Here is a 14,836-nt window from a genome sequence, read left to right as displayed (position 1 = left end):
CATGCTCCCCGCCCCTGAAATCATCGCACGGTCACAACGAGACACCTCGTAACACTGGGTGTCGCCTTAGCTCGTAACACTGGGTGTCCATTGACACCAATGGCTTTTCGGCTGCGGCCGTGGGCGATTTTCAGGATACCAGCGCCGAAAAAGTGATGGCCCGCATGCCGAACCCCGGGCAGGTGCGCATTCATCAGGGCATGTTCCCCGACAGCGTGCACGGCGTTGAAGACACCTTTGCCTTTGTCAGCCTTGACGTTGATCTCTACGCTCCGACGCTGGCCGGGCTGGAGTATTTCTATCCGCGCCTATCGCCCGGCGGCTTCATCTTCATTCATGATTACAACAACAAGCGATATTCCGGTGTGCGCCACGCGGTCGATGCTTTTCTCGCAAAGCATCCTGTTCCTGCCATGCCCTTGCCCGATTTCGCCGGTTCGCTGGTGGTCCTGAAGTAACCGCCCCCGCGCGCGCGGTTCGCACGCCTTATGGGGCGCGCCGCGCGATCACATGCACCACAGGGCCGGTGCTGATGCCGGGTTCAGGGCGGAAGGTTGCGGCAATCACGCCGTCCTCCAGCAAGGCGGCATAGGCGCCGTATTCTGCGGGGAAGGCGCCGCGCTCGGCCGCGTAACGCTCCATCTCGGTGACGACGTAATAGTCTGATGTGCAGGTGGGCCGGGCCGCGGCGGCCATCGTGCCGTAATCGAACTTGGAGCGCCCTTTGCGCGCGCCTTCGACCAGCGAATAATCGATCCGCCCGTCCAGCATTGCCTGCGCGTTGACGCAGCCGATCGTGCCGAGGGGAAAGGACACCGTGGGCGCGCGGTGCACCATGTCGAAAGCGAAATGTTCGATCATGATGGTGGCACCTTGCGCTGCGCGGCGATCAACCCACGCGGTGGCTTGCTGGCGGGTGTCGTTCATCCGCATCCGCGCGGCGCTGAGCGTGGGCGGAACCAGCGTCAGCGGCATCACCACCAGCGCGCCCAGCACCGCGCCTTGGGCCAGGCGCGGCTGCGCTTTGACCAGCGCGATCAATCGCGCTGCAATCAGGCCAGCGCCCAGCGCCAGGATCGGCATGATCGGAACCACCCAGCGTTCCCACCGCAAATCATGCAGGCAGATGATAGCGAAATGCACCACTAGAAAGGGCACCAGCACCAGCCGCAGCCGGGCATCGCGCGCCATGACGGCGAGCCCGCCTGCCGCCAGCACAAGGCCGCCGGCACCAAAACCCGACCACAAGGGGCCGCTGATATACCACCACGCATTGCCCAGCGGCCCGGCTCCGGTCGAGCCGAGATGCTGCGGGCGGGCCTCACCCGTCAGGTTCACCAGCACGGTCTGGTAATCCAGCACCAGATAGGGCGAGATGACCACCAGCAAGACAGGGGCCAGCACGGCAAACCCGGCCAGTCGCAGCATCTGGTCGCGGGCGTTTGCTTCGGCGTGCCAGGTGTAGGACAGGCAGGCCCCGGCCACGGACAGCGCGGCAATGGCAAAAGGCCATTTGGATGCCACCGCCAGCGCCAGCCACAGCGCGGCCCAGCCATAATCGGCGGTGTGGCCATCATCGGCAATCCTGAGCGCTGCGCCAAGGCACAGCATCACAAAGGCCGTGCCCATCATGTCCGACCGGATGATCTGCGCATATTGGACAAACACCGGGCTGGTCGCCAGCAAGGCGGCGGCAAACAGGCCGATGATCCAGCCATCCGCCCCCGGCCGCAGCATCCGCCCCAGCCGCAAGGTCTGCCACACCGCCAGCACGCCAAATGCAGCCATCACCAGCCGGCCGGGCAGAATCAGCATTTCCGGGCGCGGATAGAGCGCCGCCACGAACTCGGCCGAGCCAGCATAGGCGCCGCTGAGCCAGCCTGACAGGAACACCCCGATATCGACCAGCGCCAGCGCATACATGGTGGTGGTGGCCGGATGGCCGAACCAGCCGGGATTAAGCGTAGCGCTGGTCAGGATCCGCACCGCGCCCAGCTGAAACATCAGCTCGTCAGGATCATTCAGCGCAGGCAGGCCAAAGCCGGCGCCATACCACCTGAGCACCGCCGCCAGAACCAGCAGCGCCGCCGCAAGCACAGGCAGTGCGCGCACCGCCCGCCGCCGCGCGGCGGTTGGGGGCTCACTTGCGCCGGACATGCCGAACCGGATCAGACAAGCGTGCTGCGCATCGCGTCGTCAAACGGGGTGAGCTCCTGGCCTTGCTCGATCTTCTGCACCAGATCGGGGTTGGCGATGAAGGCGCGGCCCCAGGTGATCGCATCGACCATGCCGCTCGCCAGTTCGGCTTCGGCTTCGTCCGCGGACAGGGAAGCACCGGCGACAATCACGCCATCAAACAGCGGACGGATCTTGCGCACCATGCGCCCGGCGGTTTCATGATAGGGCGAATTGGCACAGCTCACATCGAGCGCGCCCAGGCCCAGCTGCGACAGTGCCGGGATGAGATGCGCGATCATCGCATCAAGATCGGGCCATTCATACAGGCCGCCCATCATGCGCGAGGGCGAAATGCGCGCCATCACCTTGCTGCCCGGCACGCGGGCCGTCACCGCTTCCACCAGTTCCAGCGCAAAGCGGCAGCGGTTTTCAACCGACCCGCCATATTGATCGGTGCGGTCATTGACCTGCCCGTCCATGAACTGATCGGGCAGATAGCCGTGGCCCATGTGCAGCTCCACCGCATCGAACCCGGCATCCAGCGCGCGCTCGGCCGCATCGGCGAAGTAGCCATAGATGGTGGGCATTTCATGCGCTTCGAGCGCGCGCGGCTCGCCATAGGGCTTGTTGTTCTGGCGGTTGACGCCGGCAGCAGCGCGGTTCGTGGAGCTGACGGGAGCATCGCCGGTGAAATCCGCGTGGCTGATGCGGCCCATGTGCCACAACTGGCAGGCAATCGCGCCGCCTTCGGCATGGACGGCGTCCACCACCTTGCGCCAGGCGTCTGCGTGCTTGGCTTCGGCGATGTAAGGCGCATTGACCCAGCCATCGCCCGATGCGTGGATGAGCGTGCCTTCCGTCAGGATCAGCCCGGCGCCGCCCGCTGCGCGGCGGGCGTAATAGGCGGCCATTTCGTCGGTTGCGCAGCGCTCGGCATCGGCGAAACTGCGGCTCATCGCCGACATGACGGTGCGGTTGCGCAGCGCGATGAAGGCGGGGTTTTCAAGCGGCTTGGACAGCATGGTCATGATCGGGGTCTCTCAGGAAAACCGGTACTGGTTGAAAAACGGATGGCGCAAATAGGCGTGCAAGGTCGCCCGCCAATCGCGCTGGAGATCAAAGCGTTCGGCGCGCAGCCGCTCGCATGACAGCACGGCGCGGTCGGGGCGGCGGCCCAACTCGTTGGCAGCAACACTCGCGGCATCGACCGGATCGATGGCCAGCCGGTCGCTCCACCCCAGCGCGATGACGATCTCTGCGGCGAGGTCAGCAAAGCTCGCCTCGCCGTGGCAGGCCATCTGGTAACGGCCCGCGCAGCCCGCCTGCATCAGGTGGAGCGAATTGAACGCAAGGTCGTGGGTCCAGGTCGGCTGCCATACCCGGTCGCCAATGGTAAAGCGGGTTTCGCCGCGCAGGATGGCCGCGTGCATCGCCGGGATGATCCGCCCGACAAAGTTCTTATCGGCTTCCTCGCCGCCGAAAAAGCCAGCCATCGTCACGATCAGTGCATCGTCGAAGGCGTCTTCGATCAGACGCTGGCATTCATATTTCAGCTCGCCATACAGCGCCAGCGGGCGGGGTGTTTCAGTCTCCGGGATCGGGTTTTCGCGCCCGTCATGCACCAGAAAGCTCTGCGGGTAGAACAATCGCGCACCAGCCGCGCGGGCCAGCGCGATGGCATTTTTGGTGCCGCCCACGATGATGTCGCGCGCGGTATCAGGATCGCGGGCGCAGCCTTCGACATTGACCATGGCGGCACAATGCACGACCCAGCCGTCTTGCGCATGGGGCGCTGCGGCCAGCATCGCGCCTGTATCGCGCACGTCGAGGGTATGTTTGCCCGGCGCGAACACTGCCGCGCCGGCCAGTTGCGGGGTCAGTCCGGCAAAGGCGCGGCCCAACATGCCTTCGCCGCCCGTCACAAGAAAACGCATCAAGCTTCAATCCCGCCGATTTCATCAATTTGCGGGCGCTGCCTAGGGCAATGCCCCAAAGGGTGCAATCCCGATGAGGCATGCCCGCGGCTTATTCTCTTCACGTTTCGCCGCGGCGCTGATGCGCGCTGCGGCGTTGCTTCAGGCGGCGCGCAAGGTCCATCCTGAGGCCCAGCACCACCATGAACCCGATCAGCGCGATCACGACAGCGCCAACCACCATGTTCAGCCCCAACCGGCCGATCGGGAACAGGAAGTTCCATTTGTGGATGAAGCTGAAGGCGAGGCGTTCGGGCTTTTCCCAATCCGCCACACGGTCAACCAGCACACCCGCCCCGGTATCGATAAAGACGCTGGCCTTGACAGGTGCGCCGTAATCGATGCGCCAGACCGGCAGACGCTTGTTCCTGAAGTCGTATTCGTGGCTGAACCGGGTGACCAGTTCCATGCCCGTGATCGCGCTGTCAGGCGCGCCGGTGAAGCGGCCTGCAATGGCGCGGGCCAGGTCCTTGTCGCCGGCTGGCACGGGCGCGCCGGTGGCCGCATCAAGGTAGATCGCCGGACCATCGGGCCTGATCCCGGCGAACCGCGCCTCGCGGATTTCCTGCGGTGTGGTGGGGGTCTTCGCCTGCGCCGCCATCATGGCCGCGTGGTCGTGGCCTTCCATCCCATGCGCAATCGCCGCCTTGGCCGGGCCATGGTCATGCTCGCCGCCGCCCATCGCGCCCTTGGGCGGAGCAAGCCCGATGCGGTAGAGCGGCTGGCCCGCCGCGCCTTCGACCAGCGCGACCGAGGCAATGTCGCGCCCCTTGGCGATCAGTGGCCAATCCGCCTCGATCGGCCACTGCCCCCCTGCCAGCTTGAGCGGACGGCCCATCGCAAGGTTGCTCTGCGGCGGCATCAGCGCAGATTGGACCAAGTGCCAGATGCCCGAGACCGAGAACATGATCAGCGGCAGCGCCAGCACATAACCCGCCGCCCGGTGCCAGCCGCGCGCGCCCGGCTGGCGCTTCTTGCGGCGCACCGTCACCAGCATCGCGATCCCCGTCAGCGCCAAAGCGAGCAGGCTCGTGACCATCGCCCCGATCACCAGCACCCGCAGCCACTCCATCCCGCTCGGCACCCATTCCCAGGTGTGCAGCGCGCGGAACACCGATTGCAGCCGTGCCTTGGCGCTGTTGTTTACGGCCGCGAGGCTGGAGGTTTCGGTGTGGACATAGGCGGTGAGCCCATCATCGCCTGCAAACTCCAGCTTCCACACCGGCAGCAGGCGGTTGACCCAGGGGTAATCAGCATCGAACTCGGTTTGCAGCCGGGCCGAGGTCAAGGGGCGATCCGTGCCAAGATAGTGGCGGGCGAGGAATTCGGCCTGCGCCTTGTCACCCTCGGCAATTTCGGCCCCGTCGGCGGGGCGGAAATAGCGCCGCTCGGCTTGCGGCTGGCCCGTCACCTGCCACAGCACCCCGCCGCCCGGGGCGGGGACGGTTTTCACCGCCACCGCCTCGGTGATGCCTTTGCCGGCAAGGGTTGCGGCGATGGGCCGTGCGCCTTCCAGCGCCACTGCCGCAGGCGGCGGCATGAACTGCGCCTGCTGCGGGCCGAACAGCACCATCGCGATATGGGTGAGGCCCGACAGACCCCACATCAACAGGCTGATGCCGCCGACCAGTCCCAGCCACTGGTGTTTGGAGAAAGACCAGCGCGCGGTCTTGTTCTTCATGCTCATCGCCGCGTCCCTCCCTCAGAACGCCGCGCGAAGGCCGCCGAATACGGCGCGCCCTTGCCCGGGGGTGTAGAGCGCTTCGCCCGTCAGGCGCTGGTTGGCGTTGGTGGTGACGTTGGAGATGAACACGGTATCGAACAGGTTTTCGACCGATCCGAACAGCTCGATCCCCTTGGTCAGCGTGACCCCGGCGGTAATCTGCACCGTTTCATACCCCGGCGCTCTTTCGGTGTTGGCATAGTCCGCCCACGGACCATCGGGGATGTAGCGCAGGGTGGTCGAGAGGTAGAACCGATCGACCTTGTCGAACCGCGCTTCGGCGATCAGCACATGGCGGGGAACCCCTGCGAGGGCGTTGTTGCCATAGGCCGCATCATCATCGAAGCTGAAGTCATTGAGGGTATAGGCCGCGCTCAGCCGCAGGGCCTGACCATTGGCTTCGAGCGCTTCCTTGAACGGCCGGACATCGACGCCGAATTCGAGACCCTGATGCACCGTCTTGTCGGCATTGGCCGTGACCGTCACCAGCCCGCGCGCGCCCGGTACGGCAAGATCGAGGAATTCGTTCTCCAACTCGGCCCGGTACAGTGCGATGTCCCATGAGACGATCCCCGCCTGCCCGCGCGTGCCCACTTCAAACACGGTCGCGCGCTGGGGATCGAGCGGGGCGAAGGGAAAGGCCCCGCCGCTGGTGAGATCGCCAAGGCTGGGGGCTTCAAAGCTGCGGCTGATATTGCCGAAAAACTGCACATTAGGCGCAGCATCCACCAGCAAACCGATGCGCGGGTTGAACTGGTCATACTCCCCCCGGCCCGTCACCGACGCGAGGATCGCGGTCACATCACGCACCGCGCGCGCATATTGCCCGCCTGCGACAAGCGTGACCGCATCGGTCAGCCCGAGATCGGCTTGGCCATAGACAGTCAGCGTCTGCGAATCCTGATCCGCCCGCGTGCGCAGCGCCCCGCGCGCGCCCGAATTGTTGGCGAAGGTCCTGGCGTCATTGCTGGAGGAGGCATAGATCGCCCCCAGCTGCCAGCGGCTCTGATCGGCGAGGATCGGCAAAGTGCCGGCAAGCCGCGCAGAAACGCCGACCTCGTCCTCGCCCTGCACGATGATCCCGGCAAAGCGGGTGATCGCATGGTCGAGGTTGCGGCGCGCATACCATGCGCCCAGCTCCAGATCGGTGCTGCCGAGGTCGATCACGGTGAGGTTGGAGACGCGGTAGACGTCGAGATTGCGGTCCCAGTCATCGGCCACCGGGCCGGGGTCGAGCACCACGGGCCCCGCCGTCACCGGGCGGCCCGCCGCACGCGGGTTGGCCAGCGCATCGGCGAGGCGCAGCGAGCCTGCCAGTTCGAAATTGTCGGAAAGTGCGGTGACGTAGAAGCGCGTTTCGACAGTGTCCGACACCCGCCAGCCAAGGTTGGCATGGCCATAAAGGCTGCGCACATCGCTGTGCTCGCGATAGCCATCACTGGTGAGGCCGGTGATCCCGCCCCAATAGTCAATGTCGCCGCTGGTGCCTGACAGCGACGCATTGGCGCGGACCGTATCGAAGCTGCCGCCCTCGGCCCGCAAGGCAATCGGTGCGCGGGCGGTGCGGCCTGTCGGACTGACGATGTTCACCGCCCCGCCCAATGATGCCGCACCATAGCGCAGCCCGTTCGCGCCCTTGAACACTTTCATGTAACGCACGGTCAGCGGGTCGACCTCCTGAAACTCGGTCGAACCCGAGGCGCGGCTGATCGGTACGCCATCGCGCAGCACGGTGAGGCCGCGGCGTTCGAAGCTGGAATTGAGGCCCGATCCGCGCACCGAAATGCGACTTTCGCGCGGGGCGCTGGTGTCGGCGAAAACGCCGGGGGTCAGCTCCAGCGCGTCACCGATGGATTGGGCGAAGATATCGGCAAAGCCTTCATCCTCGACAAGGCCGGTGGCGCCGGGGACGCGTTCCAGTTCGGCGCGGGCGGCTTCGGGGGTGGGGGCGGTGGGCGTGCCCTGAAGGCTCGCGGTGACGATGATTTCATCCTGCCGCTGGCCGATGCCTTGCGCGTGGGCGGCGGCGGGGAGGAGGGCAAGCATAGTGGCGCTCAAAAGCGAGCGGCGGAAGGTGAGGTAGTGCATTGTTATACGTCCGATTTTTTATCGGTGCAGCGCGCAGCGTCGCGGCACCTGCGGCCCGGATATGCCGGGCCGACAAGCAAGACCGATCCGCACCCGTGGCTCAGGCCAGCGGGCGGATCGCAGCGATCAGATGGAAAAGGCGGGCGGCCCGCGCAGCGGCGGTCGCAGGAAGGGGGTGCCGCGCGCAGGCAGCGCGGGCAGCGGCGCAAGGCCGAGCAGCAGGATGAACGCCAGCGCCGCTGCCAGCAGCAGCGGATCGGCGCCGCCCAGCATCGGATGTCCGGTGCCGGAAAAGGCGCAAGGACTGCCCTTGTCGGCGGCCTTTTCGGCCGCATTGCCGTGATCGCTGGCCCCGCCGGTCTTGGCGGGCAGCGCGATCTGCATCTGCTTGGGAACGCCGCTGGCGTCCGAACAGATCGTGACAGTCAGGAACCGCTGCGTATCGCCCGACAGCATGAACCCGGCCGGGATCACGGCTTTCACCGCCAGCACCAGCGCCAGCAGCACCAGCGTCAGCCGGAGATGGTCATGGATCAGGGCGCGCAAACGGGACATTGCGCGCCGCCCATAAACAGGCGGCGCGGCGATGTCATTATGTCTCTTGCAGGGAAAAGGGCGGGCGGCGGGCGATCCGCTCAGTTACTCGCCGTCGCCGCCGCATAGCGCTGCGACACCTTGGCCCAATCGACCACCTGCCACCAGCCATCAAGGTAATCGCCCCGGCGGTTCTGGTGCTTGAGATAATAGGCGTGTTCCCACACGTCGTTGCCGAGGATCGGGGTGCCCTTCGTCTCAGCCACGTCCATCAGCGGATTGTCCTGATTGGGGGTCGAGGTGATCGCCAGCTTGCCATCCGCGCCGATAATCAGCCACACCCAGCCCGAGCCGAACCGCGCGGTGCCGGCGGCCTTGAAGGCGGCCTTGAACTTTTCCAGCGAGCCGAACTGGGCGGTGATCGCCGCGTCAAGTTCGGGCGAGAGCGCGCCGACCGCGGTCAGCGGTGCCATCGTCTCCCAGAAGAAAGTGTGGTTCCAGTGCCCGCCCGCATTGTTGCGGATTGCCGCAGGCAAAGTGCCGGCGCGCGCGACCAGATCATCCAGTGCCGCGCCCGCCAGCGCCGGATCGGCGGCGACCGCCTTGTTCAGATTATCGACATAGGCCTGATGGTGCTTGCCGTGGTGGATGCGCATGGTTTCGGCATCGATCACCGGGTCGAGCGCTTCGGCAGCATAGGGCAGGGGGGCGAGCGTGAAAGCCGCCGGGGCCTGAGCAGGGGCCGGTGACGGGGCCGATGCCGGGTCTTGCGCCGCACCAGCCGAAGCAGTGAAGGCCAGCGAGGCGGCGAGCGTCAGCAGAAGGAAAGATCGGGCAGGCATAGGGGGGTCTCCATGACAGAAGGTCGGGCACGCACTGCGTGGCACATTGGCCAAGGTGCTCGGGCGCGAAAAGTTTCATTCTACCTTACAGGGTCGGCGGCCCGGCGGATGCATAATCGACCAAGCGCCGCCCAGGCGCGGTCAATCGCCAGGGGCGGCGGTCAACGCGGCGGTTGGCTGGCCTGCACATGCACCATGTAATCCGCAATCGGCCCGATCGCCTGCGGATCGACGGGGGCCTTGTACACCTCGATCATCTTGCGTGCGATCCCCTCCCATTTTTCGCGGCTGACCTTGGGCTGTTGCAGCATGGTCGAAGGCGAATGGCAGGCGGTGCAGTTCTCCAGCACAGCGGTGCGGCCCGGTTCTGGTCCCGCGGGCAATTCGATCGGGTCGTCGGGCAGGGTGATCGACGCGTCGGCAAAGGTTACCACGGGCGCGCTGTCACATGCCGCGAGAGCGAGCGCGAGGAAGGCGAGAGGGATCGCAGCGGCTCTCATTGCGGCCTCAGCGTGATGCGCTCGATCACGTTGCGGGCATAGCCCGATGGGTTCCAGGCGAGGGTTTCGGGTTGGACCGCGCCGGTGATATTGGCCGCGCGCACGCCGATCTGCGCAAGGTTTGCCGTGACTTGCGGCACAGTGACCTGCCAGCGGCGGAAGGCATAGGGCCCTTCATCCGGGCCAAGCGTGCAGGGCAATTCCCATCCGTCCCCCACCAGATCGACCCGCGCCAGCGCGGCAGCGCCGCCCATCGCAATCCCTTCCAGCGTCAGTGCTTGTCCCTGCGCAACCACCGCGCCATCGGCATGGCTGGTGATGAAAGCGCGCGGCGGCATTTCGGTGATGGGAACCGTGGCAAAATCCTTGTCTTCCGGCGTGATCGGGGCGGCAGGCATGCGGTAGGATTTGGCGACATAATAGCTGTCATCCTCCCCCGTCAGCACTTCGATGGTGCTGAGCATCTTGACCCAGTAGGTCGAAAACCACCCCGGCACCACGATCCGCAAGGGAAAGCCGTGGAGCAGCGGCAGCGGCTCGCCGTTCATAGCCCAGGCGACCAGCACATCATCGCGCAGGGCAATATCCATCGGGATCGACTTGATAAATTGCGGCGCGCCGTCTGTCAGCGGAACGTCAAGCCCGGCGAACCGCACACGCTTGGCTCCCTCGGTCACGCCCGCCTTGGCGAGGACATCGCGCAATCGCACTCCGGTCCACTTGGCGCAGCCCATCGCGCCGTTGCCCCATTGGGTGCCGGTCACGCGGGGTTCTGACAATCCGCGCCCGTTGCCGGCGCATTGATTGATCGCGACAACCTCTACCGTCTCGCCCGCCGCTGCGACTTCATCAAGGGTCAGTGAAACCGGCGTGTTGACCGCGCCGCCCACAGCGACCCGGTGGTTCGCGGCCTTCACCGCCGTCGGCATGTCCCAGTTCCAGCGCACGAACATCCGGTCATTGGGCGCGATGACCCCTTCGCGGAACACGTCCATCGGGGTTTCGAGCAGCGGGGGGCGGATGCGCTGGACGATCATTTCGCCCTTGCCGGGGAAGGCAGGGTCAAGGGGACGGAGGCTCGGCCCGCCCGGCAGGCCCAGATCGACCAGACTTTGCGCCAGAACAGGGGCTGCCAGCGCGGCGCCGCCAGCCCCGGCGATCAGCGCGCGGCGGGTGAGGGTGCTGCCTGCCACGCTCAAGCCTCCGCGCCTTCCAGCCGCGCGATCAGATCGCCAATCTGGGCAACGGCCAAGCCATAGCCTGCGATCAAGTCGCCAATGTCGTCGATCCGCGCCATTTCGCCATCGTCGCGCATAATCGAACAGATCACCGCCGCATCGCCCGCGCCTGCCATCCGGGCGAGATCAATCGCCGCCTCGCACGCCGCCGGGCGATCAAGCACGCCGCCGGGCTGCGCGATCAGCGGGAAGACGTGGCCGGGGGAATGGATGTCGGTGCTGCTGGCGCCGTCGGCCATCGCCACCTTTACCGTATGCGCGCGGTCGGCCGCCGAAATGCCGGTCGAAACGCCATGCGCTGCCTCGATCGAGCGGGCAAAGGGCCGCCCGGTCTGGCGCGCGGTGCCGGGGTTGACGAGGGTGAGGCCAAGTTGCTCGGCGCGCTGGGGTGTCACCGCCAGACAGATCAGCCCGCGTCCGTGGGTGGCCATGAAATTGATCGCTTCGGGCGTCACATGGCGCGCGGCGCACATCAGGTCGATATCGCCGCCGCGCAGCCGGTCGCCCGCAATCACCACGATCCGCCCCGCCGCAATCGCACCAAGCGCCGCGTCGAAATCGGCCGCGCTCATTACGCCAGATCCCGTCCAGCAGCGAAGCTCTTCGCGCCCAGCACCACCTGCTTGCCCACCAGTTCCAGCTGCCCGCGTGCGCGTTCGTCCAGACATTCGCCATCCGGCGAAAACAGCCCGCGATAGGTGCGGATCGTCGCGCCCATCGGCGTCGGCCAGCCGCGCAGGGCATGGGTGATGGCGCGCATGGTGAGCAGCGTGCTCATGGACGCCTGATCGCCGAACGCGGTCGCGATCAACCCGACCGCGCGGCCATCAAGATAAGGGCGTTCGTCGCGCGACAGGTCTTCGAGGTAATCGAGCGCGTTCTTGACCACGCCCGAAATGGTGCCGTGATACCCCGGCGCGGCGACCAGCAGGCCGTCCGCTGCACGGACCGCCGCGACCATCTCGGCCCCTTGCGAGGGATCATGCAGCGGGCCGAGATAATGCGGCAGCGCGGTCAGATATTCGCCGCCGAACACCGTCACCTCGGCCCCTTCGGCAGCGGCAATCGACGCGGCGAGGCGCAGGGCCTGCTCGGTCGATGAGCCGGGATTGACCGTGCCGCCGAGGGCTACGATTCGGGTCATGCGGGGATAATCCTTTCAGTGAGGGCAGCGGCGAGGCGCGCCGTCTGGGCAGGCGTGAAATGCAGGCCGAGCTTGGTGCGCCGCCACAAGATGTCGTCAGCGGTGCGGGCCCATTCGTGCGCGATCAGGTAGTCAACCTCGGCAGCGGTCAGCCCGTGGCCGAAGTCTTCTCCCAGATCGGCGGCGCTGGTGGCATCGCCAAGGAGTGTGGCGGCACGGGTGCCATACAGCCGGATCAGCCGCTGGGCTTCACGCTGGGGGAGGAACGGATAGCGCTGGCCAAGGGCGCGCATCTGGTCGGCCGCTTCGCCGCGCCCGAAATCGCCGCCGGGCAGGGCCGCGGTGCCAGTCCAGTCGTCCGCCACCAATCCCGGCAGGAACGGGGCAAGCCGCGTTACGGCTTCGGCCGCAAGGTGCCGGTAGGTGGTGATCTTGCCGCCGAAGACCGAAAGCAGCGCCGGCGTGCCATCGGTGCCGCCGTCGAGTTCGAAGCTGTAACCGCGCGTGGCGGCTTCGGGCTTGCCCGATCCGTCATCGATCAGCGGACGCACGCCCGAATAGGTCCAGACCACGTCATCAGGGGTCACGGCCCTGCGGAAATATTCCGAAGCCCCGGCGCACAGATAGGCGATTTCCTCGGGGCTGGCGCGCACCTCATCAAGGCTGCCATCATGGTCGACATCCGTGGTGCCGATCAGCGTGAAGTCGCTTTCATAGGGGATCGCAAAGAAGATCCGCCCGTCGGGAAGCTGGAAGAAATAGGCATAATCATGGTCGAACAGCTTGCGCACCACGATGTGCGAGCCGCGCACCAGCCGCATTTTCTGGGTGGTCGGCTCGCCCGCACGGCCCAGCAGATCAAGCACGCGCGGCCCTGCGGCGTTGACAACGGCGCGGGCGGTGAAGGTCTCCCCGCCCGCTTCAATCCGCCAGTGGTCGCCCTCGCGGGTGAGCGCCGTTACCTCGCAGCGGGTGCGCACCTCAGCGCCGCGATCCGCCGCATCGCGGGCGTTCAGCACCACCAGCCGCGCATCATCCACCCAGCCATCGGAATAGGCAAAGGCGCGGGTGTATTCAGGCTTCAAGGGCGCGCCGGCCGGATGGTTTGCCAGATCGACAGCTTGCGCCGTCGGCAGGTGTTTGCGCCCGCCGATATGGTCGTACAGAAACAGGCCGAGCCTGAGCAGCCAGCGCGGGCGCAGGCCAGGTCGGTGGGGCAGGATAAAGCGCAGCGGCCAGATGATATGCGGCGCGATGCCCCACAGCACTTCGCGCTCGGTCAAAGCCTCGCGCACCAGCGAAAATTCGTAATGCTCCAGATAGCGCAGGCCGCCGTGGATCAGCTTGGTGGAATTGGACGAGGTGCCTTGGGCCAGATCGCCGCGCTCCAGCATCAGCACACGCGCCCCGCGTCCGGCCGCGTCACGCGCAATCCCGGCGCCGTTCACGCCGCCGCCGATCACGGCCAGATCAAAGGTCGCTTTTTCTGGCTCAGCCATCAGATCATCCACCATGCAAAACCCAGCGCCGTCCCCAGCGAGGCGATGGTCGCCGCCAGCACCGGCATCACGGCGCGCCATCCCAGACCCAGCAGCAGGTCGGTGCGCGTCCGCATCGCTGTGGCGGTGACAGCGAGCAGCAGCAAGCTTTTTGACGCGGTCAGCGCGTGCCCGGCCAGCGGGGCGGGCAGGGTGACCAGCGAATTCACCCCCACCAGCGCCAGAAACGCAAGGATGAAGCCCGGCAGCAGCGGCACCCGCGCGCGGCCCGTGCGCTGGGGCAAGGGCTCAGCGCGGGCAATCCACACAGCGGCCAGCGCCACCAGCGGGGCCAGCAGCGCCACACGGGTGAGCTTCACCACGGTCGCCTGCGCACCGGCGGCATCAGACACCGCAAAGCCCGCGCCGATCGACTGCGCCACATCATGGATGGCAGCCCCGGTCAGGAACCCGGCCTGCGCATCGGTAAAGCCAAGCATCTGGGTAAGCGGCGGATAGGTGACGAGCGCGATGGCGCTGGCGGCAGCCAGGATCACCAGTGTCAGCGTGAACTGTGCCTGATCAATCCGTTCGCGCCCGATCACGCCGTAAAGCGCCAATGCGGCAGACGCGCCGCAAATCGCGGTTGCACCGCCGCCCAAAAGGCCAACCGCGGCGCTTTGCCCGGTCGCGCGCGCCGCCGCCAGCGCCGCGATCAGCGCGGCGGCCATCACCAGCGCAAGGCCAAGGAACGGCACCGCCCCCATCGCCATCACCTGCATCACCGTGACCTGAATGCCGAGCAGCACGATCCCGCCGCGCAAGCCATGACGCGAGACGAAATCGAGCCCGTCATGTGTGCGCGGGTCTCCGGCGGCAAAATTGAGCGCGAGGCCAAGCAGCAGCCCGGCAAGGATCACCGGCACGCCATAATTCTGCGCCAGCCATGCGGCAGCTGCGCTGGCGATCATGCAGATCGCAAAGCCCGGAACGAAGCGCGACAGCGGCTTGCGCGCGCGGGGCGCGGCGGCGGCTGTATCGGCAAGCATCATCTCGCCAAACAGATCGCCTGCGAAGGCTTCGAAATCGGGGCGCGGCATTTGCTTCATTCCGGTTCGGCCCACCTCTGTCTTGCGGT

General features: G+C 66.4%; 14 protein-coding genes. 1 reads left to right on the top strand and 13 read right to left on the bottom strand.

Annotated elements, in window-relative coordinates; all coding sequences use genetic code 11:
- Nucleotides 1–83 precede the first annotated feature (83 nt).
- Nucleotides 84–458, top strand: a complete 375-nt coding sequence (locus C0V72_RS12280) for a TylF/MycF/NovP-related O-methyltransferase (protein ID WP_101794434.1) — start codon at nt 84–86, stop codon at nt 456–458.
- A 28-nt stretch (nt 459–486) separates the two neighbouring features.
- Here the strand turns inward: C0V72_RS12280 and C0V72_RS12275 are convergent, their stop codons facing one another.
- The 13 genes from C0V72_RS12275 to C0V72_RS12215 all read right to left on the bottom strand — a co-directional run bounded on the left by C0V72_RS12275 (nt 487) and on the right by C0V72_RS12215 (nt 14,807).
- A complete protein-coding gene (locus C0V72_RS12275) occupies nt 487–2,157 on the bottom strand; it encodes a glycosyltransferase family 39 protein (protein ID WP_101794433.1) in 1,671 nt (556 codons plus the stop codon).
- 11 nt (nt 2,158–2,168) lie between these two features.
- A complete protein-coding gene (locus tag C0V72_RS12270) occupies nt 2,169–3,206 on the bottom strand; it encodes an oxidoreductase (RefSeq protein WP_101794432.1) in 1,038 nt (345 codons plus the stop codon).
- A gap of 12 nt (nt 3,207–3,218) precedes the next feature.
- Nucleotides 3,219–4,112 (bottom strand): SDR family oxidoreductase, encoded by an 894-nt coding sequence (locus C0V72_RS12265; protein ID WP_101794431.1) that lies wholly within the window; start codon nt 4,110–4,112, stop codon nt 3,219–3,221.
- 100 nt (nt 4,113–4,212) lie between these two features.
- Nucleotides 4,213–5,838 (bottom strand): PepSY-associated TM helix domain-containing protein, encoded by a 1,626-nt coding sequence (locus C0V72_RS12260; RefSeq protein ID WP_101794430.1) that lies wholly within the window; start codon nt 5,836–5,838, stop codon nt 4,213–4,215.
- 15 nt (nt 5,839–5,853) lie between these two features.
- Nucleotides 5,854–7,962, bottom strand: coding sequence for a TonB-dependent receptor family protein (locus C0V72_RS12255; RefSeq protein WP_101794429.1), 2,109 nt, complete (start codon nt 7,960–7,962; stop codon nt 5,854–5,856).
- Nucleotides 7,963–8,088: 126 nt separating this feature from the next.
- A complete protein-coding gene (locus tag C0V72_RS12250) occupies nt 8,089–8,517 on the bottom strand; it encodes a DUF2946 family protein (RefSeq protein ID WP_101794428.1) in 429 nt (142 codons plus the stop codon).
- A gap of 80 nt (nt 8,518–8,597) precedes the next feature.
- Complete coding sequence (locus C0V72_RS12245; protein WP_101794427.1) at nt 8,598–9,338, bottom strand: superoxide dismutase; 741 nt, start codon at nt 9,336–9,338, stop codon at nt 8,598–8,600.
- 161 nt (nt 9,339–9,499) lie between these two features.
- The gene (locus tag C0V72_RS12240; protein ID WP_143704584.1) at nt 9,500–9,838 is read right to left on the bottom strand and encodes a cytochrome c; all 339 of its coding nucleotides are present in this window, start codon (nt 9,836–9,838) and stop codon (nt 9,500–9,502) included.
- On the bottom strand, nt 9,835–11,031 hold the full coding sequence (locus C0V72_RS12235) for a molybdopterin-dependent oxidoreductase (protein WP_101794425.1): 1,197 nt from the start codon (nt 11,029–11,031) through the stop codon (nt 9,835–9,837). The genes C0V72_RS12240 and C0V72_RS12235 overlap by 4 nt, the downstream gene beginning before the upstream one ends.
- A gap of 2 nt (nt 11,032–11,033) precedes the next feature.
- Complete coding sequence (gene ribB / locus C0V72_RS12230; protein ID WP_101794424.1) at nt 11,034–11,648, bottom strand: 3,4-dihydroxy-2-butanone-4-phosphate synthase; 615 nt, start codon at nt 11,646–11,648, stop codon at nt 11,034–11,036.
- Nucleotides 11,648–12,220, bottom strand: coding sequence for an NADPH-dependent FMN reductase (locus C0V72_RS12225; protein ID WP_101794423.1), 573 nt, complete (start codon nt 12,218–12,220; stop codon nt 11,648–11,650). Before C0V72_RS12225 ends, ribB begins: the two co-directional genes overlap by 1 nt.
- Complete coding sequence (locus C0V72_RS12220) at nt 12,217–13,719, bottom strand: glycerol-3-phosphate dehydrogenase (protein WP_101794437.1); 1,503 nt, start codon at nt 13,717–13,719, stop codon at nt 12,217–12,219. The genes C0V72_RS12225 and C0V72_RS12220 overlap by 4 nt, the downstream gene beginning before the upstream one ends.
- Nucleotides 13,719–14,807, bottom strand: a complete 1,089-nt coding sequence (locus C0V72_RS12215; RefSeq protein ID WP_101794422.1) for a YeiH family protein — start codon at nt 14,805–14,807, stop codon at nt 13,719–13,721. Before C0V72_RS12215 ends, C0V72_RS12220 begins: the two co-directional genes overlap by 1 nt.
- Nucleotides 14,808–14,836: the final 29 nt, after the last annotated feature.

Origin of the sequence: Porphyrobacter sp. TH134 (genome assembly GCF_002855495.1) — a bacterium.
Lineage (GTDB): Bacteria > Pseudomonadota > Alphaproteobacteria > Sphingomonadales > Sphingomonadaceae > Erythrobacter.
The sequence above is the reverse complement of the archived record's forward strand: the minus strand, read 5'-3'. Positions and strand labels throughout refer to the sequence as shown.